We start from the raw sequence: 24,251 nt of genomic DNA on the forward strand, positions 1-24,251 counted from the left end.
ATTCGGCAAAATTTGGACAAAGATTAATTTTCATGAGTTGATTATGAATAAAAATCTCAGTAAAAAACCTGATTTAACATTGCTTCAAATTCATCATACTTGAATAGGAAGCAGAGAGATTATATTAAGTTAATTCTAACTCCTCATAAAGTGTAAGTATTTGTGCATATTAGGCAAGCATTTTGTTGTGGTACTGAAAATGTGTGAGGAAGATCACGTTAGATATAACTAGCCAATCACATTCAATGTGGAACTTAAAAAGCTATTAATTTTTTAGAGGATTGGGGTGCTTCTGTGATTGAAAGGAGTAGAAAATACACAGGCTCTACTGAACAAAATTTGAGTGGGTCTCCAGCCCCTATTCAAGTAAATGATAATAGCTCAAACCACAACCCAAAAGTGCAGAAAGTAGATAATTATTCTCTGGATATCTCCAAAGAAGATTTTATGGTTACAAAAAGCCAAAAATCGAACTCTTGGCTCAACACTAATCGCAACTCAGATTATGACGGCTTAATTCCCAAAACTATCAATACTGCTACTTTCCCAGTGAGGAGTTTTGATTCCGATCCGCCAAAAGTATTAGTGGTTGATGATCACACAGCTAGTAGAATGACTGCTGTTGCCTTACTATCGCTAGAAGGCTATACGGTCATTGAGGCAGAAAGTGGTTACATAGCTGTGGAAATGGTCAAACAACAGCAACCTGATCTAGTTTTACTAGATGTAATGATGCCTGGGATGGATGGATTTGAAGTCTGTCAATTAATTAAGCAGGAAGAAAACACGAGATTAATCCCTGTAATTTTCATTACAGCATTAAACGACAGGCGATCGCGCATTCAAGGCATTGAAGTCGGAGCAGATGACTTTTTAAGCAAACCCTTCGACCGAGTAGAACTAGTAGCGCGCGTCAAATCCCTAGTCCGCCAGAAACGTCTAAATGAAGATTTAGACCACGCAGAACAAGCACTATTTTCCATCGCTAGAGCTGTGGAAAGTCGTGACCCCAATACTGGCGACCATTGTGAACGACTAGCTAAGATCGGTCAAGTTTTTGGAGAATATCTCAATCTCCCCCGTTGCCAAATTCGGGATTTAGGATGGGGTGGTTATCTTCACGATATCGGTAAAGTAGGAATACCTGACGCAGTTCTACTCAAACAAGGCGAACTCACCCCTGAAGATTGGGAAATTATGAAGCAACACGTAATGATTGGAGAAAAAATTTGCCAACCATTACGCAGTATGCAAGGTGTAATTCCCATCATTCGCCATCATCATGAACGCTGGGATGGTTCAGGTTATCCCGATGGTTTAAAGGGAAATGAAATTCCCTACATTGCTCAAGTATTCCAAATTATTGATATTTACGATGCTTTAACTAGTGAACGTCCCTATAAAAAAGCGTTCACTCCCGAAGAAGCATTATGTATCATGCTCGATGAAACTGATTCTGGATGGCGCAACCCCGAACTCATGCAGCAGTTTGCTGAATTTATTCTCTCGTGTGAATCCCACTAAGTTAATGTCCACTATTGAATATTGGCGGTTAACTACAAACAGCTAACCGCCAATAAACTTATGATTAATGTAATTTCAGGCTTTACTTCAGTGTAAATTTAGCTTTTTGATCACTAATATTTACACTTGTAAAATTGCTAAAGTGGTCTCCATTATTATCAGACCATTTAATTTCAAATTCAGCATCAGTCACACACTTAATATTCAGCTTCAGTGTATTTGACCAACTATCCCCAGCCTGCAAATTGCTTTTCGACGCACCTAGCACAAGCTGATTCCAGCCTTCAACACTACCTTTATTTTTGACTCTGTGTCCATCTTTAGGGATGCTAATTTGCTGATTTGTACCATTTTTAAATGTTAATTCCACATTTTTACAACTACCTAACGCCACAACTTGATTTGTAGGTAATATAAAACTCAGGGTGGTAACTCCCAAAAGTAGTGAAATTAGAGAGCCAGATTTTACGAGGGAATTTTGGGAAATCATAATGATCCTTAAAATTGTTTGAGACTACAAAGTAATAAATTTAAAACCAGATGATTTCTTATCTCAGGAAAATAGGAAATACCATAAATAAACGCCAGTTTAAATGGAGTGAAAACTTATGCGTCTTTCATCCACTGCTTGCATAATTCCGCATTACCATTAGTATGACGCTTGCAAGCTTTCAGCACTCTTGCTAGACATTTTTTTAATGCTGCTTTGTCAGGATGCTCAGAATTTAAACCATATTTTTCCTGACATTTTTTAGTCAGTTCTGTAGTCTTTTCCTGGACTGTCGCCACTACCACATTTTCAGCCATACTAGGTAAAGGAGAGATGAAAAATAAAAGTAATCCTGATGTGAAAGTAGTAGCGAAAAGTTTGCCTATTCGGGTTATCGGTTGAGCTGGTTTTTGAACTTGAGCAACTGCAAATCGAGATGTGACTAAAGTATTGTTGGGAATCATCATGCACCTCTAAACTTATGTGAACCGTTATGTAAATTAGGTTCGCTTAGGGGTAGTACACACAATCAAGGATGGCTGTGAAATCGATGATACCCCTAGAAATTACACGGATCAGTGGAGTTAGGGGTAGGTTAAAATTAGGGGTTATACTACCCAACCCCTAACTTTTTTGCGGAGACCGATGGTGTGAGAAAATGCCTAGAGCCACCTTTGGGTTACAAGTTAAAACTAGAGCTTTGCGCCTGTTAGAAGCATTACTGACTTTTGCCTTAGACAATTTAAATCAGGGAAATCAAGATATTCAATGCAAATGGTCGGAAGCAGATTTCCCCCACCCCAAGCTGTTAATTGATACTAAGCTGAGGTTTTTAGAGCAATTGACACAGCAAGACCAATATGAAGGTAAACTCAGCAAGGCTCAAATTAAGGAAGCCTTGAAGCGCATGGAAGACTATCTGGGTATTTTGGAAGACCATCGTTTAAAAGATAGGGGTTCGGAAGATTGGCGTTTTACGTTAACACTGTGGTCAAAAAAAACCGCCAAAAACCTGGAAATGTTTGCACAAGTATGGGAAAGTCGCCAACCAGAAAAATCTAAACAACAAATTGCGGCTGTAAATTGGCAACATGATATTAAACAACATTTGACCAGATTATTTACTAATTCGCCAGTGATGGCTAACCCCTTCGGTGATGTAGGTTGTATCACCGATGCAAGTCGTTTTTTTGACAGGGAAGAACTTTTACGTCAAATTTTTGAAGAATTGAGCAAAGGGGTAAACATTTCGCTAGTTGGTGAATCCCAGATTGGTAAATCATCAATTTTGCATAGAATTTCCCATCAAGCGGTCGAATGGGTATGCAATCACAGTAACTTGGATGAAACTAAGTATGCGTACTTAAATTTACAATGGGTAGATAATGAGGATGAGTTTTATGAAGCTTTGTGCGAAGAAGCTTTAAAAATCCCCTTATGTCGTGGGTTTCAATTGACACGCGCCTTACATGGTAAGCGTTACGTCCTGTGTTTAGATGAGATGGAAAAAATGACATGGGATGGTTTTACTAAACGGGTGCGAAGTCAATTACGGGGATTAGCCGATGGTGGTAATGCACCTTTAAAGTTAGTAATTGCAAGTAGAACACCCTTGGCGCGCTTGTTCCCAGACACACCTGAGTTAGATTCACCATTAGCGGGGATATGTCGTTCCTTGGATGTGAAACCGTTTTCTGAGGAGATTGTACGAGCTTTTATTGTTCAACGTTTGCAAGGAACAGGTGTAAATTTTTGTGAGGAAGAAATCCGAGAATTATTTGTACAAAGTCAAGGACATCCAGCACGGTTACAAGTCGCTGCTAGTAATTTATATATGCGTTATGTCCTGAGTAATGAGTGCTGAGTGCTGAGTAATAAGTAATGAGTAATGAGTAATAAGTAATAAGTAACGAGTAATGAGTGCTGTTAGCGGTAGCGGGGCGTTTAGCCCGTGCTGAGTGCTGAGTAATGAGTAATGAGTAATGAGTAATGAGTAATGAGTAATGACTAATGACTAATGACTATTGACTAATGACTAATGACTATTGACCATTGACCATTGACCATTGACCATTGACTATGCCTAAATTTCCTCAGTTTTATGGCAAAATTCCCCCTTATTTGCATCCATTCAACCCCATTCATTATGGGTTGCTGGCTTACTGGGTTTATTTTCGTCCTACAGCTTTGAATTGTTATCTTTATCAAGCTGCACCAGAAGTTTATTGTACTCAAGGTTTGCGTCGTGTATGGCGTTTGTGGCGCATCTGTGTATATCGTCACCTCTACGGGATGACGTTGTTAGTAATTACGTTTTTTTGTGTGTTAGTTATATCGTTGGTGATTCCTCAAGAAGTATTAGCGCATAAAAATCAAGTCAATGGAGTCGCGGTGATTCCTCAAAGTGAATTTGCAGTTTCAGCTTCCTCTGATGGAACTGTGAGACTTTGGAATTTTAATTACAAACCTTCTTTACCTATTTTGCCTAGTAATATTGCGGCTGTACTCAATAGCAATGCCGATACCTTAGATAATACACACTGGCGAGAACAGTTAATTTGGCATAGTGGTGCTAAAGGCGTGAGTGCAGTTGCTGTAAGTGCAAATCCACAAAAGCGTTATGTAATTACTGGTTTAACTAACAATACATCTTTTGATTCTTATTTGTGGGAGATGATTCCCTATTTAGAGAAGACTTTTCATGTACATATTCATCATCGCCACCTCAATAATAAAATCCAGAGTGTGGAAACTGGAACTTTGAAAGTTTGGGATTGGGAAACAGGCAAGTTTTTGCATACTCTAGCAGGACATACTCAAGTTGTGAATGCAGTCAGCATAGCATCCAATAATCTGACAGCTATCTCTGCCTCTGAGGATGCAACTGTGAAAATCTGGGATATTAATACTGGTCAGATATTACACACCCTTTTAGGTCATCAGTCAGGGGTGAATGCAGTGGTCATTACTCCTGATAATTCTACAGTGATTTCTGCTTCTGAGGATGCAACTGTTAAAGTCTGGGATATCAATACTGGTCAGCTATTACACACTCTTGCTGGTCATCAGTCAGGGGTGAGAGCGATCGCAATTACTCCCGATAATTCTACCGCTATCTCTGCCTCTAGGGATGCAACTATTAAAGTTTGGGATATTCATACTGGTAAAGAATTACGCACTCTTTTCGGGCATAAATCAGGGGTGAATGCAGTGGTCATTACTCCCGATAATTCTACAGTTATTTCTGCCTCTGATGATCAAACTATCAAAGTTTGGGATATTAACACAGGTCAAGAACTACGCACCATCAGAGGGAATGGTGAAGCCGTGAAGTTATTGGGACTAACATCAGACGGTAACAAGATCATCTATTTTACCGCTACAAGCACCGTTCCCCAGTTTTTAGATTGGCGACAGGGAATTAAACTCCACCGAGTCAATCAACTATTACACCACTTACATTTAGCTCATCTGGAATACTTACTCATGGTCATCATGGTGATGAGTGGGTTATTGACCATACCGTTAATTTTAGCCACCAGTGTGGCGACGTTTGGTTGTATGGGTGCGTTGATTGGTGGTGTGTTGGGTGTAATTATACTCCCCTATGTTTCGCCATTGTGGTATTTCCTCTCGCCACTCTATGGTGTAGTACCCAATTCCCTGTTTGTCTTGGTGAAACTGGGATTTTACACCCGATTACTTCCTTTGGTAATGGCGGGTGGTGTAGCTAGTCGTAAGGCGTTCGGCGTGGTTGGTGGAGTAATATTATTTACAAGCACGTTTGCTATTTTTCTGGGAGTAACAGCAGATGTTATGCCGATATCTGCGAGTAGTTCTGATTTATTGACTAGGATTTTCGTCAGTTTAGGCGGTAGTATAGTGATTGCGATCGCCTACGGGATTGTTTCTGGCATTATCAGTATACTGAGCAGTTCTCGGTTAGTTTTTCACCCTATTTATTTGCTCCTCGCCTTACACAGTCAATTCAGCACAGGTAAGCATCCTGTGGAATGGGACGAATTAATTGTGCTACCACTACCATTCACAAAACGCATCATTACCCAACGTTGGCAGCAAAATGAAGTTAAAGGTTTACAGTTACTCAGGGAAGTTGCGAGTAATCCATTTCAAAGGGCTATTGCTCAACAAGCACTACACACATACTTACATCAACAAGTTGCACCACTCCGTTTTCTCTATCATTTATTAACCCATCCCGACTGGGAAACCTATATTTACCCACCAGTCAGCCAGCAAGATTGGCAAAAATTCCCCACTACTGGACAAGTTCTATTAGGTGAATTAGGTGGAAAGTGGGTAAATTGCAGCAGTGATTGGTTTAACCAGCAAGCAGAACGCTGCATTTGGAAACTCACCCAATATTTACGCAACCATCACCAAACCCCACTCACTTGCTTTGCAGCCACGCTTTACCAACTGCTAGATGAAGGGGAAAAATTTGATGTATCTGCACATCAGCAAACATATACAGACATCATAAATTATCAAGATGGTGCAGAAATCGCTCATTCATTTGCTGCATTGGTAAAATTTTTAGCTTACACGCAAATATCAGAATTACCCCAGGCTGTATCCGCAGTCTCTGTATTGACTCCCGTTGACACAGCTATTCGTCTTCCGGTGTTAATTGCACTGGCTGAACTGGGAAAAGTCGGCGCGGAAGTGGCTACATACCAAACTGCAACTAGTCGAGTCAATAAACTAGCTGCTTTAGCCCGTGCAAGTAAAAATCTAGATGACCTTGATAGATATATTCTGACAGAAGTAGTCACACCGGAAAAATCCCTACTGCGGCGAATTATTCAGCAGTGGCGACCCTTTCTCACTGAAGCTAGCGGGAAATTTGGGTTTTTAGAAATCACCCAACCAATAACTAACCCCTATGTAATTGGTAATCCCGTCACAGGTAAAGTTTTTGTCGGACGAGAAGACATTATGCGCCGTTTAGAAGAACTATGGACAGTAGCAGGTCAGTGTCCGTCAGTCATTCTCTACGGTCATCGCCGGATGGGTAAATCGTCTATTCTACGGAATTTACATCCCAGATTGGGAGCCAATACCGTAATAGTAGACTTTAATATGCAACGGGTGGGCATGGTATTTAGTACAGGAGAATTAATTTATAATTTGGCGTTATCAATTTATGATGTTCTTCTCCCTGAGCAGCAATTACAATTAGGAGAACCACAAGCAGAACGCTTTTTTGCATATAATCCTTATACTGCACTTGACCGTTTTTTAAAACAAATTAATCAAGTCAGAGGTGAAAAGCGATTTATCATCACCATCGATGAATTTGAATTAATCGAACAGCTAATTGCTGAAAATTATTTAGAGCCACGCTTCCTAGATTTTTTAAGAGGATTAATTCAAACTTACTCTTGGTTAATCATCGCTTTTGCTGGCTTACATACTTTACAAGAAATGACTCAAGACTATTGGCATCCTCTATTTGGCAGTGTGACAGCTATTCCCATTAGTTTCATTTCTCCTCAAGCCGCAGAGCGTTTAATTGTCCAACCTTCTGAGGATTTTAATCTTGATTATGAACCAGCAGCCGTTGAAATGATTATTCAACTGACTAACGGACAACCATATTTATTACAATTAATTGGGCATAGTTTAGTTACCTATTTCAATAGGCAAACATTTGAATTAGGTGTAGAAAGAGAAAAAAGATTTACATCTGTTGATGTAGAAACTGTCATTAATACACCAGAATTTTATCGGGATGGCAACGCCTATTTTAATGGGGTTTGGGTACAATCTGCAAAAAGCCAACCTCCTGGTCAAGTTGACATTTTACAGTCGCTCAGTCGGCAGAGTTTATCATTAACTGACATTATTAATTCTACAGGTTTAAGTTTACAGGAAGTAGAAGCGGCTTTAGTAACATTACAACGCCACGATGTAATTAAAAGTCATGGTGAACAATATCTTTATACAGTAGAATTAATGCGTCGCTGGGTAATAGCTTGTAAGTACACTAGAGAACAGGTTTAAAAGTATCTGAAAATCTGGTCTTGTTCTGTAGTTCAAATAGTTTGTAGTGAGGACTAAAGTCCTCACTACAAACTTCTTATTCTTTTTCTTTAGGGACTTCCAGAAAATAAATTATCCAATTTCCGAGAGAAGATTTTGATTTTTCCCCCTGCTCCCTGCTCCCTGCCCCCCTGCTCACCACAGCGATTGTATATTTTTTTAGTTGGAAGTCCCTTAAACCGCAGAATTTGATTTTAGGCGTATAGCCACACTCCCAGCATGAGCAGGTAAACCTTCGGCTGTGGCTAAGGTGACAGCAGCGTTACCAACTTCCTGTAGTGCAGCTTGATTGCATTCTAAATAGGTAATGCGTTTGAGAAAATCATAAACACTCAAACCGGAAGCAAAACGGGCAGAACGGGATGTAGGCAGAACATGATTAGGGCCACCTAAATAATCACCGATGGCTTCTGGGGTGTAACGTCCCAAAAACATACTACCAGCACATTTAATTCGACTGGCGAGTAGTTGGGGATGATCTACGCACAATTCTACGTGTTCGGGAGCTAGTTGATTAAGTAAGGGGATACTATCTGCTAAATCCTCCACAATAATTACTGCGCCGTGTTTTTGCCAACTAGTGCTAGCTGCTTCTTTGGTGGATAGTTGGGGAATTACTTGTTCAATGGCGGCGATGACTTGTTGAGCAAAGCTTTCTGAGTCAGTAATTAAAATGGACTGTGCGCTGGGGTCGTGTTCTGCTTGTGAGAGTAAATCCCATGCTATCCATTCGGGGTGGTTTTGAGCATCTGCAACCACTAAAATTTCAGAAGGCCCGGCGATGCTATCTATACCCACAGTACCGAATACTTGACGTTTAGCTTCCGCTACATAAGCATTACCAGGGCCGACAATCTTATCTACAGGGGTAATGCTTTCTGTACCATAGGCGAGGGCTGCTATTGCTTGCGCCCCACCAATACTATATATTTCCGTGACACCAGCCACTTGCGCCGCCGCTAAAACTGCGGGATTGATTTCCCCACGAGGCATGGGTACGGTCATCACGATGCGTTCCACACCTGCGATTTTAGCTGGTAGGGCATTCATCAGTACAGAACTAGGATAACTGGCGCGTCCTCCAGGGACGTAAATCCCAACTTGGGACAAAGCTACCCAATTTAAACCGAGTTTTACGCCTACGGTGTCTGTGTAACCGATATCCTGGGGTAGTTGCTTACTGTGAAAGGCACCGATGCGTTCAGCCGCTAATTCTAAAGCGGCTATAACTTCTGGTGGACATTTAGCAGCTTGTTCCGCAATGAAGGTTGCACTTAAACGTAATGATTCAGGGTTGAAATGGTCAAACCGACTGGTGTATTCCTTAACTGCGGCATCACCGCGCACTTTGACATCAGTGAGAATGTTATGCACTGTACCACTAACATCAACTGTTGCTTCCCGGCGGTCATTTACAAGGGCTTGGAATTTGGCGGTAAAGTCTTTGTCGGTTGTTTTCAGAAGTTGCATGGACAGTTTCTCTGAGCTAGTGCTGGCTGGCAGCAGGGACAATATTTAGTGTAGAACGCTGGGAGCGTTTCGTGACAGGGAATGGTGAATGGGGACTTTAGAATTGTGCGGAGTTGTTCAAAAGTCAAATATGAATTTGAAGATTCTGATCTGATTAAGTTTACTTATTAATCAGTCTTTGTTGCATGAATAATTAATGGCAAGATATCTGATTTTCTCAAGGGTAAATATCACCCTTATCGTATTATGAAAAATAATTCTGACAACAAGGGTATTCTTACCCAAAATATAGACAATAATTAAGTAATCAATTTATATGGAATGACTAATATTTTTAGTCACATATACCAGTAGATATTATGTCTCAACTGTATGATCACAATTGACATTTAAATTTTATCGTACAAGATAGAAGTATTGATAAATGACTCGATGAAAATCAGTATTATTGTGCATCTAACTTATTAGTTTTCACTGATTTAAAAAAGAAAAATATTATCTACAAATACTTGTAAATACTGAGATTTTCATCAACGAAAAACTTGTTTTTGCAAAACTACTTGATGTGCGTATGAATACTGAATTGAAACAATTAATATCGATTAGTCCCTACTCTATAAATACTGATATAAGTGATGATATTGGAAAATTGAGTCTGACATATGAACAATTTGTGACGTTGTTTCCCTTTCATTTGTTAATCAATCGCGATATGAAGATTGTGCAGGCGAGTGAAAAGATTCAACGGATTTTTGCACCTATATCATTAATTGGTAATTCCTTAACGGAACACTTCCAAATTCATCGTCCTAACCGCCTGGTGAACTTTGAGGCAATGAAGGCGCGATCGCGATCGCTGTTTCTGTTGCAACCCCAACACCAAGAAGTCCAATTTAAAGGACAAATGTTGTATCTGGAAGCATCTGATTTACTTTTGTTCCTAGCTTCTCCTCACATCACTGATATTGCTGATTTGAGAAATTTAGGTTTGAGCATTAACGATTTTCCTTTATACGACTCTGTTTTAGATAATCTCTTTTTATTGCAGGCACAAAATACTGCCTTGACAGATGCCCAAAAACTCACCTCTCAACTAAAATCTCAACAAGCAGAATTACGCGCTACGGTCTTATTATTCAGTAAACTAATTGAAAGCTTACAAGTAGGCATCTTATTAGAGGATGAAAATAGACAGGTTTTGTTGACAAATCAGGAATTTTGCCGGCAATTTAATATTTCCCAATCACCAGCAACCTTACGAGGTCAGAACTATCAACAGATATCTGAGAACAGTAAACACCTTTTTACTCAACCAGAGGAATTTACGCGCCATCTCCATGAAGTAATTAACCAAGATCAAATCGTTCTCAATCAAGAATGGCATTTACAAGACGGACGCATTTTAGAACAAGACTATATTCCCATTGTTCTGGATAATCACCTATATGCTCATTTGTGGAAATATCGGGATGTTACCCAGCGCAAAAAATCAGAAAATGCGGTGAAATTAAGTGAAGAGAGGTTAAAACTCGCTCTAGATGCTGTAGCTGAAGGAATTTGGGATTGGAATCTAGTAACTGGAGAAATTTATCGCAGTTCACGCTGCTTTACCATGCTTGGTTATACCCTCAATGAGATGGAAGCAACAGGAATTAATCTGCGAAATCGGTTGGTTCATCCAGAAGATTTACCCCGAATGCAACAACAACTCAAAGCCCATCTTTGTGGAGAAACCCCAGTATATGAAGCGGAAATCCGTCTACTATCTAAGTCTGGGGAATGGAAATGGATTCTAGATAGGGGTAAGTTAGTCAGCAGTGATGCCCACGGAAAAGCTTTGAGAATGGTGGGAACACATTTAGACATCACCGAACGCAAACAAGCCGAGGCAGAACTAAAGCAGCAATATCAACGCGCCTTGCTATTAAAGCAAATTACTGAAGAAATTCGACAGTCTTTAAAACTAGAAAAAATTCTTCAGACAACAGTCACAGAAGTGCAGAAGATTTTGCAGGCCGATCGCGTCCTGATTTTTCAAATCAACTCTGATGGGTCTGGTAAAGTGGTACAGGAAGCTGTTGTTCCTGGATGGTCAGTCACTCTGGATCAAGATATTAATGATCCTTGTCTGAAGAAAGGATTTATTGAATGGTATCGGGACGGTAATATCACCACAATTAGTGATATAGAGCAAGCCGGATTGCAATTTTGCCATGTAGAATTCTTAAAACAATTTCAAGTCAAAGCCAATCTCATCGTCCCGATTTTAGTGCGGGATGATTTGTGGGGTTTATTAATTGCCCACCAATGCGATCGCCCCAGACAATGGACAGAACTAGAACTGGATTTACTCAAACACCTAGCTGATCAAATGGGTATTGCTTTGCATCAAGCCCAATTACTATCTCAAGCCAGTCAACAAACTCAACTGTTAGCACGACAAAACGAAGAACTGAACCTAGCCAAGCAAGCAGCAGAAACCGCCAACATAGCTAAAAGTAACTTCCTGGCTACCATGAGTCATGAAATCCGCACCCCCATGAATGCCATCATCGGGATGACTGGATTACTTTTAGATACCATCCTAGAACCTGAGCAATTAGATTATGTCGAAACTATTCGTAACAGTGGCAATGCACTGTTAACCATCATCAATGATATTCTCGACTTTTCTAAAATTGAATCTGGCAACTTAGAGTTAGAAGCACAGCCTTTTGATTTACGTACCTGCGTCGAAGAGGTTTTAGATTTATTAGCACCGCAAGCTGCTTCCAAGGGAATTGAACTGATGTATCAACTAGCATCAGATACCCCCACACAGATTATTGGTGATATTACCCGCTTGCGTCAAATTCTCTGGAATTTAGTCAGTAACGCCGTCAAATTTACCAATGAAGGGGAAATTGTACTGGCGATCGCGGCACGTCCGTTAATTCGCTATCAATATGAGTGGCAGTTTACCGTTAAAGATACAGGGATTGGAATACCCAGCGATCGCCTACACCGACTGTTCAAGCCCTTTAGTCAGGTAGATGCTTCCATGACTAGGCGTTATGGTGGTACTGGTTTAGGACTAGCTATCAGTAAGCGTTTGTGCGAAATCATGGGTGGTAGAATGTGGGCAGAAAGTGAAATAGACAAGGGATCTAAATTTCACTTCACAGCCCTTTTACCAATCCCAACCCACAATACTGATACGGACTCTGACTTTGATCCAGAATTAGTGGGGAGACGCATCCTACTGGCGGTAGGTAACGCTAACTTGCGTCAATGTCTGAGTTTACAACTGCAAACTTTAGGATTATCCGTCCAAATCGTCGATTCTCAAACTACAGCTTTGTGTTGTTTGTGGGAGGAGACACCTTTGAGTCTGGCTATCGTAGATATTGATAGTCCCAACATTACAAGCCTCAACCTCATAACCAAAATTCGCGCCTTACCCAGATACCAAAATTTACCTTTAGTAATGTTGAGTTCTAAGGGAAAACAAACCTTAGAAGTCCAACAAATAGCAGCAGAGTTTACAGCATTTCTGCAAAAACCCGTCAGACAGTATCAGCTACACAACACACTCTTACAAATTGTGCGTCGTAGCTGGATAAAACAGTCAAATTCCCCAGATGTCCTTCCTTCGTACTCCCGATTACCCAAATCAAATCTGCCAAATATTGCTCATCAATTAGCAGAAACTTTACCATTTAAAATTCTGCTAGTTGAGGATGTGTTAGTCAACCAAAAAATTGCGATCAAAATGCTGCATCGCTTGGGTTATCGCGTAGATGTAGCTAATAATGGCTGTGAAGCTTTAGAAGCTTTACAAAGACAAATCTATGATGTGGTGTTTATGGACATCCAAATGCCGGAAATGGATGGTTGGGAAACCACTCATCGCATTCGCGCAGATTTTTCTCCCACAGTCCAACCTTGGATTATCGCCATGACAGCCCATGCACGCCCAGAAGATTGTCAACAGTGTTTGATGGCGGGGATGAATGATTACATCAGTAAACCCATTAGTGTGGAAGCTTTAGAAGCTGTCCTCAAAAAGTTTGGTTACGAACATTATCAAGTTGCAAAAAGAGCATCAAATGTGATGGAACAAGTTACACAGCCAATGGAAGAGAATATCTTTCCTTCTACATCCACAAATCAAGAATCCTATAGCAGCACAGTTGACTGCGTTTGTTCTCCTCATTATCCCCCTGTAGAGTCAGTAATTGACCTCAAAACCTTAGACTATTTACGCCAAATTGCGGATAGTGAAGCCGATAACATGATTATAGATATCATCCAAATCTACCTAGAAGATACCCCAGCCAGAATACACACCATTAGGGAAGCCGTAGCGGCAGGAGAACGTGATCAGTTGCAAAAAGCATCTCATGCTTTGCGATCGCCTAGTGTTAGTATCGGCGCAGTCAATCTAGGCAAAATCTGCGCTGCCATAGAAGATTTAGCTAGGACACAAACCTTAGAGAGACTATCTAGTCTGGTTGATCAGCTAGAAAGTGAATATAAAAACGTTGTCTATGCTCTTCAAAGCCTTGTGAGCAATAGATAAGTAGTAAACTACACCCAAATTGTAGGCAGTAGAAACACCCTGATGAAGTTGTTTGATGAGATGAATAAAATCATCTACAGTTAGATACTCTTCGATAATTACCGCAGTGTCATCCGTAGATATATCATGATTATCAATTATTGATAAGTTTGATTTTATACTAAAGACATCGATTCTTTCCAGGGACTAGGGATTGGGGTGATCAGCCCCCCACTCCCCATCTTGACGATAGTCTCTCTTTTCTTTTCACATCAACCCAACAAAAATCTATTCCTAACAAAACTATAGGACTCTACGACTTACGCCTTGACAGAAAGTTAGGGAACACCAAAAAATAAATTATCCCAAATAAACAGCTTATACCAATTCACAATTCGCAATTCGCAATTCGCAATTAAAAAACTTAGATGCAGCAAAGCTTTCAGGGTTTACATCTGTATCAGGTTTTTCGTGAATTGGTATTAGTAGGGTGCGTCAGTGCAATAAAACCTAACTATACCAAGAGATTATTCATACTGACGCACCCTACAGTTTGGATATTTTTTTATCTGGAAGTCCCTTAAAAATAACAGGTAGAGTTTTCAAGACTGATAGCTAGATTTTTCAATAAGATTTTAGCGATGGTTCTCAATTTGAGGTGATTAGAAAAGCCTGAAATAAAGTATTTACTTTGAGGCACAAGATAGTTATTTTATAGAGTACGTAAGTCCTATATAAGAATCCGCTTTGATTCCTGAAATCATTTGTGTAGGAAGGGAACAGGCTTCCGCCGTGAGCGTCAGCCGAACGGGAACGGGGAACAGGAAGTAAGAAGGAACAAAAGAACAAAAGTGTACGGAGTTTTTCTCAGAAATCAAATATGAGTCCTATATACTTGAATCAAAATTTAGATTTTTTTTAATTTGTTGCTTTAACCAATCATGAAAATTAGCATGATAAACTCTATAGAAAATTTTTGCTACTTTTAATTCTAAATGTAAAAATTCTCGCCACTTATCTAAAATTACTTTGATTTCGTATTCATCTATATCTAATTTGGCTGCTATCACTTCTGTTGAGATTGATTGCTCCTGAACTAACATATTTAAGACATCTAAAGCTATTGTTTGCTGTTTAATAACCGATAAATTCATCTTTTTAAAATGACTTTGATAGTATTTCTGTAAGTTATCAGAGTAAATCTGATCATTTGTTACTGTTAACATTTCGTTGATATACATAAAATTTATTTCATGATCACCAATTTTTGTTAATAATTTATCTCCTTGAATATTACCATCATAATTTAAATAAATTTTAATATATTCTTGAGCATCAGCACGATTTTCTTCCACATAGTCTGATAAATCTAAAGATTGCATCGGGGTTTCAGTTAATAATCCTGATTTATCTTTTATAAAAGGGCGGCGAGCAAGAATAAAATAAACGTTTTCTGGCAAATAGCGAGGTAAATATAAAATATTGGAGCCACATACTTGATTTTTAACATCAATCATATCGCAACCATCAATAGTAATAATTAAACGCTGTTCTGGATGCAATCTATCACTAATTTGTTGCAGTAATAACCAGAAAATATCGCTGTTCTGGTTAGTAAAATTAGAAAAGTTGACAGTTGGATATTCACTACCTTGATTTTGGGCAATTTCTATTAATTGAGTGCAAATTATACTGAGAAATTCTTCAGTGTTATCCCCTACAATTTCTACATTGTAATAAACAACACCGGGATTTTGGGTGACATAATGAGCAAGAATTGCACTTTTACCAATACCAGGCTCACCGATAATAGTAAAGTAGCCTCTGTCAGATTGATGAAGAAAGTTATTGATAGCATGGAATACAAATTTACGACCAACAAAATTATGATTTTTAGTAGTAATTATTTGCTTAAAATTTAAGGGATATCTGGGGAAATTGATTGGATTAGGAGTCATAGATTTCATTTCAAAAAATTTCCTTTTAAACAGAGAAAATGAACACGTCCTGATTGTTCTCCTGCTACAATCGTCAGATCATCTGGAGAAATTACACAGCAATATATAGGACTTTCACCAGTAAAAGTAGAGATTTGCCTTTCTGCCTCCAAATCCCATAGTTTAAGAGTATTGTCACTAGAAACAGAAATAGCACTCTTACCATCTGGTGTGATAGCTATTCCATTTACCGAGTCTTTATGACCCGTAAAAGTAGAGATTTCCTTTCCTGTCTCCAAATCCCATAGTTTCAGGGTGTTGTCAGCAGAGCCAGAAACAACACTCTTACCATCTGGTGTGATAGCTATTCCATTTACCGAGTCTTGATGACCAGTAAAAGTAGAAATTTCCTTTCCTGTCTCCAAATCCCATAGTTTCAGGGTGTTGTCAGCAGAGCCAGAAACAGCACTTTTACCATCTGGTGTGATAGCTACTACATTTACCGAGTCTTGATGACCAGTAAAAGTAGAGATTTCCTTTCCTATCTGCAAATCCCATAGTTTCAAGGTGTTGTCAGCAGAACCAGAAACAGCACTCTTACCATCTGGTGTGATAGCTACTCCATTTACCGAGTCTTGATGACCGGTAAAAGTAGACATTTCCTTTCCTGTCTCCAAATCCCATAGTTTCAGGGTATTGTCAGCAGAACCAGAAACAACACTCTTACTATCTGGTGTGATAGCTACTCCATTTATTAAACTTCTATGACATCTTAGAGTAGAGATTTGCCATCCTGTTTTCAAATTCCACAATTTCAAGTTATTAGAAACAGAAACGGCTTTTTTTCCATCTGGTGTGATGGCTACTGCTGTTACTGAATTATTATGACCTCTCAGGGTAAAAATTTCCCTTCTCGTCTCCATATTCCACAGTTTTAATGTCCACAGTTTTAGTGTCCACAGTTTCAGGGTGTTGTCACTAGAAGCAGAAACGACTGTTTGACCATCTGGGGCGATCGCTACTGCTGTTACCGGATTATTGTGACCTTTCAGGGTAGAGATTTCTTTTTTTGTCTCCAAATCCCACAATTTCAGGTTATTAGAAACAGAAACAATGGTTTTTCCATCTGGGGTAATTGCTACTGCTGTTACCGGATTATTATGTCCTCGCAAGGTAGAGATATCTCTTCCCGTTTCCAAATCCCACAGTTTCAGCGTGTTATCACTAGAAGCAGAAACTACTGTTTTTCCATCTGAGGTAATTGCGATTGCTGTTACTGAGTCTTTATGACCTCTCAATGTAGAAATTTCTCTCCCCGTCTCCAAATCCCACAGTTTCAGTGTGTTATCACTAGAAGCAGATACTACTGTTTTTCCATCTGGAGTAATTACAACTCCATTTACCGAGTCTTTATGACCTCTCAATGTAGAAATTTCTCTCCCCGTCTCCAAATCCCAGAGCTTCAAAATTTTTAGATGACTTCTTAGAGAAGAAAAATCTCTTCCCGTTTCCAAATCCCACAGCTTCAGTGTGTTATCGCTAGAAACAGAAACAGCTGTTTTTCCATCCGGCGTAATTGCTACTCCATTTACCGAGTCTTTATGACCTCTCAGGGTAGAAATTTCCCTCCCCGTCTCCAAATCCCATAGCTTCAAAGTCCACAATTCCAGACTATTAGAAACAGAAACAGCTGTTTTTCCATCCGGGGTAATTGCTACTTTATTTACCGAGTCTTTATGACCTGTCAGAGTAAAGATTTCCCTTCCTGTTTCCACATCCCATAATTTCAGTGTGTTATCACTAGAAGCAGAAACGACTGTTCTTCCATCCAGGGTAATTGCTACTGCATTTACCGAATCTTTATGACCTCTCAGGGTAAAGATTTCCCCTCCTGTCCACAAATCCCACAGTTTCAAAGTATTGTCATTTGAAGCAGAAACGGCTGTTTGACTATCTGGGGAGATTGCTACTGCATTTACCGAATCTTTATGACCTTTGAGAGTACGCAGCAGGTTTCCCCCTGGAGTGGTTAAACTGGCTGTCATCGGGTAAATTTGGAGGTTTTCATTTCTACTTTGTAGTGCATCTGTCAATACTTTTTGAATTTCTGGTTCGATAAAACTCTGCAACCTCCCCCATAACTGTCCTACTAATTGATTTGGATCTTGATTTAAAATATGGGCTGATAACTGTAAGGTACGTTGAATTAATTTCAGGGTTTTGATTTGTTCAGCATAAAGTTTCTCTTCTTCCTCTATGCTCTCTAATATCTCTGGATTATCAATCAAAGAATAATCCCTAATCAATGTTTCTATTCCCAATTTAGGATATTGAATTTTCAGAAAAATAAAATCAAAGTCTGTTAGAGTCTGATAATAATTCTTCGAGTTTCCTGCTTTTAATTGTTGTTCGGGAAATTGAGCTAAAAACAAATTTTTAAATTCGGCAGATTTTGAGGCTAACTTAGTGGCAATTTCCATCATTTCATGCCATCTCTTTGAGCATATAATTAGCCATACTTTTATTGACTTCTTTAAATAGTTTTCGACTTTTACCTAGTTTATCTTGTCCTTTAAGAAATTCTAGAAAGCTCCGATGATAAATATTATAGTAAGTTTTTTGTTCATCTTCATTGATTGTCTGTGTTACATACTCAACCCAATCATTTAAAACTGCTTTTACCTCATATTCATCCTCATCAAGAATTTCCGCAATCATATTTATAGATATTGGCTCACCTCTTTCTACCAATATATATAGTATCTTTACCTTCTTTTCATTGGATTCATTATCCATCCCCATCCGATTCCAATGAGTCGTATAATAATCGTGAAGACCTTGTGGCAATCCCTTTAAAGTTAAATCATTATATTTACCCTCAGAAATACCAGGTAATAGATAGCGTAAATACATGAAATTGTTTTCACTTTTAACAGCTATTTCTTCAGTAAATTTATCCTCGGAAATATTACGATAATTAATCCAATTTCTCACCTTGTCATCATTTTTAATAAATAAATGGATATATTCTTTTACGTCTTCTTGACTCAAAGTTGTATAATTTCCCTTTGTTAAATCTAGTTCATCTACAGGAGTATCTGGAGATAAAGTTAAACGTTTTGTTTCTTGATTATAAAGTCTTCTAGTCAGTAAAAAATAGACTCCATCAGGAAGATTCTGTGGTAAGTTTAACAAATTACCCTTTCCTTCTTGTTCTACTTCATCTAGTGCATCAATAACAATTAAAAGTTTTTGTCCTTTGAGTTGTTCACTAGCTTTTTGTAGTAAACTTCTTAAATCAGCGTCGTCTGTATTTTGTAGGGAATAACGCTTAACTAATTGTTGACGAATACTAGCTAAAAACTTTTCTGGGTTATTGCGGCCTTCTGCAAAAACATTGAAGTAACATGGAAATTTACCAGCTAAAACGTATTTAGCTGCAATGGCACTTTTACCCATACCTGCATCCCCAATCACACTAAAGTAACCCTTATTTTGAGTATTTATAAAATTTTGAATAGCCTTAAAAACAAAATCACGACCGCAAAATAAGCGAGTTTTTTCAAAAATTAAAGCTTTAAACTCTTTCGGATAAACATCTAAATTCCAATCTGGATAAGGCTGGTATTTTGAAGATTTAGTTTGTTTGGCAACTGCAATAAAAGATTCGCCAAATTCTTCTAATTCACCCAAAATATTAACTTTTACATTAACTATCTGTGTTTTTAATTCGATATTTTGATTTAGATATTTTCTTGTATTTTCTACAAAATGAAAGGGGGAGTTGGAACTGTAAGCATCCCAAAAATAATCTTTAATTGCTCTCTCTCTAAACAGATTTAGAATCGCTTCATGCTTAAATACGCCATACTTTACCAAAGTATAAACATAAACAGTATCAACATCATCAGGAATTTGGGTAGGATTTAGTTTTAATTCCTGTAAAACTTTGATAACAGCTTCGTTTTTTTGAGCTTGTTTAATGATTACAGGACTTACGCAACTGGCACAGTGCGATCGCTAGCCAGTAGTACATAGGTATTGATTTAGCGAGAATGTGTTTGATTGGTTTGACTCGAATTAGTAACAATAAATAGTGATGTATCTTGTTGTTAAAAATTTTATGAGAAAATTGATAGAAGTACATCAAAAAGTTGGTTAGTGATGAAATTTACTAAACTTAATTATTGTCAATATTTACTTAGCAGTCAAATTAACTATACAATCACTAATCTAGCAGAACATTTGTCAAATATTAGTCATGACAAAATTAATTATTATTTAAGAAATGAAAAATTAACTCCTCGTTTACTTTGGGATAATGTCAAAGATTTAATTGTCACTGACGAGGATGCTTATATTATATTTGATGATACAGTTTTAGATAAAAGATTTTCTGAAGAAATAGAAATAGTACGAAGGCAGTATAGTGGTAATGAACATGGTGTTGTTAGAGGGATAGGAATAGTAAGTTGCATATATGTTAATCCTAAAACTCTCAATTTCTGGGTAATAGATTATCGAATTTTCAATCCAGAAAATGATGGTTTCAGCAAGATTGACCATGTGAAAAATATGCTCCAAGGGCTTGTATATCAAAAGATTCTACCTTTCAATACAGTTTTAATGGATACTTGGTATGCGGTCAATAATTTAATGCTTTATATCGATAGTCTAGATAAAGTTTATTATTGTCCTTTAAAGACTAATCGTTTAGTAGATGATAGTTTTGGTAGAGAAAAATATAAGAATATTGAATCTCTAGAATGGAGTCAGGAAGATTTAAAATGTGGTAAAATCATAAAAATTAAAGGATTCCCTGCTGAGAAAAAAGTGAAACTTTTCCGGGTTACTATCTCTACCGATAGGACGGATTATGTCGCAACAAACGATTTATCTCAAAGTTCTACGGATGTTACACAACAGGTGTGTAAAATTCGTTGGAAAATAGAGGAGTTTCATCGAGAAATAAAGCAACTAACTGGTATTGAATCATGTCAATGCCGTAAAGCCCGTCTTCAAAGAAATCATATTGCTTGCGCTATGTTAGTTTGGCTAAGACTGAAAAGTTTAGCTTATCAAACAGGTCAAACTATTTACAAGCTCAAGCACAATTTGCTTTCTAATTATTTAATTGAGCAACTAAAACGTCCAGATATTGCTATGTCTTCTCTGTAGTTTTTGGGCGCTCGGTGCGCGAAGCTCACCATTGCTTGTGCCAGTTGCGTAAGTCCTGGATTAGTTGGCTAGCTTTAGGAGCGTATTTACTAATCACGGAAGTTATAGCAGCGAACTCTATCATGCTTATTGCCAAAAATTTACTATTTTGTTTACGAGTAGCATTACACCAAATTATATAGCAACTTATTCAATAAATTATACAACTTCATAAAATTGCCTAAGTGTAAATACTTAAAATTTTATTTTATTCCTTCTTACTTCCTCTTCCCCGTTCCCGTTCGGCTGACGCTCACGGCGGAAGCCTGTTCCCTTACTACGCAAATGACTTCAGGAATCAAAGCGGATTCTTATAATAGTAAACATTGATTATTTTCAATAGTTAATCAATTTAAATCAAAACTAATCTACGATTTTTTTATGATAAATATTTCTAATCGATAGCTTTAGAGATTGGCATTTTACCATTTTATATTCTTGGGTAAATATAGAAGAAAGCAAAATCAACTCCAGATATTCATTTTTGGAGAAACCCAATGGTAGCACTCACAGCAAATATTCAAAATTTTTCTAACTCTGGGCTGTTGACAGTAGAAACTGTAGAAATAGCCAGAGAAACTTTAGGTATCCGTTGTTTGGATTGGGATCGTGAACGGTTTGATATTGAGTTTGGATTACGCAACGGCACTACCTATAACTCTTTTTTAATTCAAGGTGATAAGATTGCTTTAGTTGATACTTCCCATAGAAAATTCGAGCGGTTATATCTAGACTTAATTACGGGATTAATTAATCCCAATGAAATAGACTATTTAATTATTAGTCACACAGAACCAGACCATAGTGGCTTAGTCAAAGATATTTTGCAGTTAGCTCCTGATATCACTGTGGTTGGTGCTAAGGTGGCTATGCAGTTCTTAGAAAATATGGTTCACCAGCCATTTAAATCGATGGTGGTGAAAAATGGCGATCGCTTGGATTTAGGCAAAGGTCATGAGTTAGAATTTATCTCCGCGCCTAACTTACATTGGCCAGACACAATTTTTACCTACGACTACCAAACAGGCATTCTCTATACCTGCGATGTATTTGGAATGCACTATTGCGATGATCATACCTATGATGAAAATTTTGCGGCGGTGGAAGCAGATTTTCAGTATTACTATGATTGTCTGATGGGGCCAAATGCGCGGTCGGTGTTGGCAGCTTTAAAGCGGATTGAAAAGTTAGAAATTAAAACAATAGCTACAGGACACGGGCCTTTATTACAGCATCACATTCCAGCTTGGATGGAAAAATATCAAACTTGGAGTTTAGAACAAGCCAAAACTGAGAAATTAGTGGCTTTATTTTATGCTGAAGATTACGGTTACAGTGAGCATTTAGTCCGTAATATTGGGCATGGATGCACAAAGGCAGGTGTGGCTGTAGAACTGATTGATTTAAATAGTGCTGAACTGCAAGAAGTTAGAGAAATAGTTGCACAAGCAGCTGGATTAATTCTTGCTATGCCCTCCCAAGCGGCGATGAATGCACAAGCAGCCTTAAGTACCATTTTGGCGGCGGTGCATCAAAAACAAGCCATTGGTTTATTAGAGTCTGGCGGGGGAGAAGATGAACCGATTTATCCCCTACGCAATAAGTTACAAGAATTGGGTTTAATAGAAGCTTTTCCGCCGATTTTAGTTAAAGAAACTCCCAGCCAAAGCCTAGAAAAACTGTGTGATGAAGCGGGTACAGACATGGGGCAATGGTTGACGCGCGATCGCAATATCAAACAAATTAAATCAATTAACAGTGAATTAGAAAAAGCCCTGGGTCGGATTAGTGGGGGATTGTATATTATCACGACCAAAAAAGGCGAAATTCAAAGTGCCATGTTTGCCTCCTGGGTGACACAAGCCAGTCTCAACCCTTTAGGTGTAGCGGTAGCAGTAGGGAAAGAACGCGCCATTGAATCTTTAATGCAAATAGGCGATCGCTTCGTGTTAAATGTCCTAGCAGAAGGCAACTATCAAGGATTAATGCGACATTTCCTCAAACGTTTTCCCCCTGGTGCAGACCGTTTCGCCGGAGTGAAAACCTATCCTGCTAACAACGGCGCGCCCATTCTCGCCGAAGCCTTAGCCTACATGGAATGTGAAATCAGCAGTCGCATAGACTGCGGCGACCACTGGATAATTTACAGCACAGTTCAACATGGCAGAGTTGCCAACATCAACGCCCTCACCGCCGTTCATCATCGCAAAGTCGGCAATCATTATTAGAAGGCAAAAGTTATCCCAATTCGCAATTCGCAATTCGCAATTAAGAAAGTCAGATACCATCTTGGTTTCAAGCTTTGCATCTGTTTCTTAATTTTGGAGAATTGGTATTAGAATGCCCAATACCCAGTCCCCAGTCCCCATTCCCCATTCCCACCACCATGTATAAATCCGTAGAAGAAAGCCCACTTTCCCTGTACGAAATCAATCGGAGTCGCATTGTCCGCAGCTTGGAACTGATTCAAGATGTGATTGTCATTTCCCTTTGTATGGGATTATTTAGCTTCATGGTGATTCAGGTGCGAGATATGTTTCTCTCCCTGCTTCCCCCTTTAGACTTTCACATTGTCACCGCAGACATTTTATTTCTACTGATTTTAGTCGAATTATTTCGCCTGTTGATTATTTACCTCCAAGAACAACGCATATCTATTGGCGTAGCAGTGGAAGTTTCGATTGTGTCCGTCTTACGAGAAATCATCGTCAAAGGCGTACTAGAAATTTCTTGGAGTCAAGTTTTAGCAACCTGCGCCTTTCTCTTAGTTCTCGGCATACTTTTAGTAGTACGAGTCTGGCTACCCCCAACTTTTGAAGGTATCGACCCAGAACAACAAATGTCTCAACGTTACAAGAACCGTGGTAAGTGAGGGACTAGGGATTGGGGATTGGGGACTGGGGATTTTAGATTTTAGATTTTGGATTTTGGATTTTAGATTGAATACAATCCGAAATTTAAAAGCTGAGAACAAGGTAGATTTTTATTCCCGTTCCCAATGCCCAAT

13 protein-coding genes are annotated in these 24,251 nt (G+C 38.7%); 7 read left to right on the forward strand and 6 right to left on the reverse strand.

The window, feature by feature from the left end:
• Positions 1-294: 294 nt before the first annotated feature.
• Positions 295-1,524, forward strand: coding sequence for an HD domain-containing phosphohydrolase (locus ACQFX9_RS22925; RefSeq protein ID WP_427158747.1), 1,230 nt, complete (start codon positions 295-297; stop codon positions 1,522-1,524).
• An 82-nt stretch (positions 1,525-1,606) separates the two neighbouring features.
• Here ACQFX9_RS22925 and ACQFX9_RS22930 read toward each other — a convergent pair whose 3' ends face one another.
• Both ACQFX9_RS22930 and ACQFX9_RS22935 read right to left on the reverse strand, forming a co-directional pair.
• Complete coding sequence (locus ACQFX9_RS22930) at positions 1,607-2,014, reverse strand: hypothetical protein (protein WP_427158749.1); 408 nt, start codon at positions 2,012-2,014, stop codon at positions 1,607-1,609.
• A gap of 116 nt (positions 2,015-2,130) precedes the next feature.
• Positions 2,131-2,481 (reverse strand): hypothetical protein, encoded by a 351-nt coding sequence (locus ACQFX9_RS22935; RefSeq protein ID WP_427158751.1) that lies wholly within the window; start codon positions 2,479-2,481, stop codon positions 2,131-2,133.
• Between the two features lie 191 nt (positions 2,482-2,672).
• On the opposite strand from ACQFX9_RS22935, the gene ACQFX9_RS22940 reads away from it, so the two are divergent.
• Complete coding sequence (locus ACQFX9_RS22940) at positions 2,673-3,878, forward strand: hypothetical protein (protein ID WP_427158753.1); 1,206 nt, start codon at positions 2,673-2,675, stop codon at positions 3,876-3,878.
• Between the two features lie 215 nt (positions 3,879-4,093).
• Positions 4,094-8,041: a beta-propeller domain-containing protein gene (locus ACQFX9_RS22945; protein WP_427158754.1), complete on the forward strand. Its 3,948-nt coding sequence runs from the start codon at positions 4,094-4,096 to the stop codon at positions 8,039-8,041.
• A gap of 213 nt (positions 8,042-8,254) precedes the next feature.
• Here the strand turns inward: ACQFX9_RS22945 and hisD are convergent, their stop codons facing one another.
• Entirely contained in the window at positions 8,255-9,550 is a 1,296-nt protein-coding gene (gene hisD, locus ACQFX9_RS22950) for a histidinol dehydrogenase (protein ID WP_427158755.1), read from the reverse strand.
• A 571-nt stretch (positions 9,551-10,121) separates the two neighbouring features.
• Between hisD and ACQFX9_RS22955 the strand changes: the two genes are divergently transcribed.
• On the forward strand, positions 10,122-14,111 hold the full coding sequence (locus ACQFX9_RS22955) for a response regulator (RefSeq protein ID WP_427158757.1): 3,990 nt from the start codon (positions 10,122-10,124) through the stop codon (positions 14,109-14,111).
• A gap of 866 nt (positions 14,112-14,977) precedes the next feature.
• Here the strand turns inward: ACQFX9_RS22955 and ACQFX9_RS22960 are convergent.
• From ACQFX9_RS22960 to ACQFX9_RS22970, 3 genes are read right to left on the reverse strand one after another with little or no spacing between them, the layout of a single operon-like run.
• Complete coding sequence (locus ACQFX9_RS22960) at positions 14,978-16,048, reverse strand: ATP-binding protein (RefSeq protein ID WP_427158759.1); 1,071 nt, start codon at positions 16,046-16,048, stop codon at positions 14,978-14,980.
• Between the two features lie 5 nt (positions 16,049-16,053).
• Positions 16,054-18,510 (reverse strand): WD40 repeat domain-containing protein, encoded by a 2,457-nt coding sequence (locus ACQFX9_RS22965; protein WP_427158761.1) that lies wholly within the window; start codon positions 18,508-18,510, stop codon positions 16,054-16,056.
• A gap of 1 nt (position 18,511) precedes the next feature.
• Positions 18,512-20,014, reverse strand: a complete 1,503-nt coding sequence (locus tag ACQFX9_RS22970; RefSeq protein WP_427162981.1) for an NACHT domain protein — start codon at positions 20,012-20,014, stop codon at positions 18,512-18,514.
• A 177-nt stretch (positions 20,015-20,191) separates the two neighbouring features.
• Here ACQFX9_RS22970 and ACQFX9_RS22975 point away from each other — a divergent pair, with 177 nt between their 5' ends.
• The 3 genes from ACQFX9_RS22975 (at position 20,192) to ACQFX9_RS22985 (ending at position 24,116) form a co-directional block, all read left to right on the forward strand.
• Complete coding sequence (locus tag ACQFX9_RS22975) at positions 20,192-21,205, forward strand: IS701 family transposase (protein ID WP_427156835.1); 1,014 nt, start codon at positions 20,192-20,194, stop codon at positions 21,203-21,205.
• A gap of 536 nt (positions 21,206-21,741) precedes the next feature.
• The gene (locus ACQFX9_RS22980; protein ID WP_427158762.1) at positions 21,742-23,472 is read left to right on the forward strand and encodes a diflavin flavoprotein; all 1,731 of its coding nucleotides are present in this window, start codon (positions 21,742-21,744) and stop codon (positions 23,470-23,472) included.
• A gap of 158 nt (positions 23,473-23,630) precedes the next feature.
• Positions 23,631-24,116: a phosphate-starvation-inducible PsiE family protein gene (locus ACQFX9_RS22985; protein ID WP_427162982.1), complete on the forward strand. Its 486-nt coding sequence runs from the start codon at positions 23,631-23,633 to the stop codon at positions 24,114-24,116.
• The last annotated feature ends 135 nt before the right edge of the window (positions 24,117-24,251 follow it).

It is taken from the genome of Aliinostoc sp. HNIBRCY26, from assembly GCF_050235535.1.
GTDB lineage: Bacteria > Cyanobacteriota > Cyanobacteriia > Cyanobacteriales > Nostocaceae > Trichormus.

What these genes read in the sequence shown, in the direction of transcription:
- ACQFX9_RS22930 (WP_427158749.1), bottom strand. Translation starts at nt 2,014, where the DNA reads ATGATTTCCCAAAATTCCCTCGTAAAATCTGGCTCTCTAATTTCACTA.
- ACQFX9_RS22935 (WP_427158751.1), bottom strand. Translation starts at nt 2,481, where the DNA reads ATGATGATTCCCAACAATACTTTAGTCACATCTCGATTTGCAGTTGCT.
- ACQFX9_RS22940 (WP_427158753.1), top strand. Translation starts at nt 2,673, where the DNA reads ATGCCTAGAGCCACCTTTGGGTTACAAGTTAAAACTAGAGCTTTGCGC.
- ACQFX9_RS22945 (WP_427158754.1), top strand. Translation starts at nt 4,094, where the DNA reads ATGCCTAAATTTCCTCAGTTTTATGGCAAAATTCCCCCTTATTTGCAT.
- hisD (WP_427158755.1), bottom strand. Translation starts at nt 9,550, where the DNA reads ATGCAACTTCTGAAAACAACCGACAAAGACTTTACCGCCAAATTCCAA.
- ACQFX9_RS22955 (WP_427158757.1), top strand. Translation starts at nt 10,122, where the DNA reads ATGAATACTGAATTGAAACAATTAATATCGATTAGTCCCTACTCTATA.
- ACQFX9_RS22960 (WP_427158759.1), bottom strand. Translation starts at nt 16,048, where the DNA reads ATGACTCCTAATCCAATCAATTTCCCCAGATATCCCTTAAATTTTAAG.
- ACQFX9_RS22965 (WP_427158761.1), bottom strand. Translation starts at nt 18,510, where the DNA reads ATGATGGAAATTGCCACTAAGTTAGCCTCAAAATCTGCCGAATTTAAA.
- ACQFX9_RS22975 (WP_427156835.1), top strand. Translation starts at nt 20,192, where the DNA reads ATGAAATTTACTAAACTTAATTATTGTCAATATTTACTTAGCAGTCAA.
- ACQFX9_RS22980 (WP_427158762.1), top strand. Translation starts at nt 21,742, where the DNA reads ATGGTAGCACTCACAGCAAATATTCAAAATTTTTCTAACTCTGGGCTG.
- ACQFX9_RS22985 (WP_427162982.1), top strand. Translation starts at nt 23,631, where the DNA reads ATGTATAAATCCGTAGAAGAAAGCCCACTTTCCCTGTACGAAATCAAT.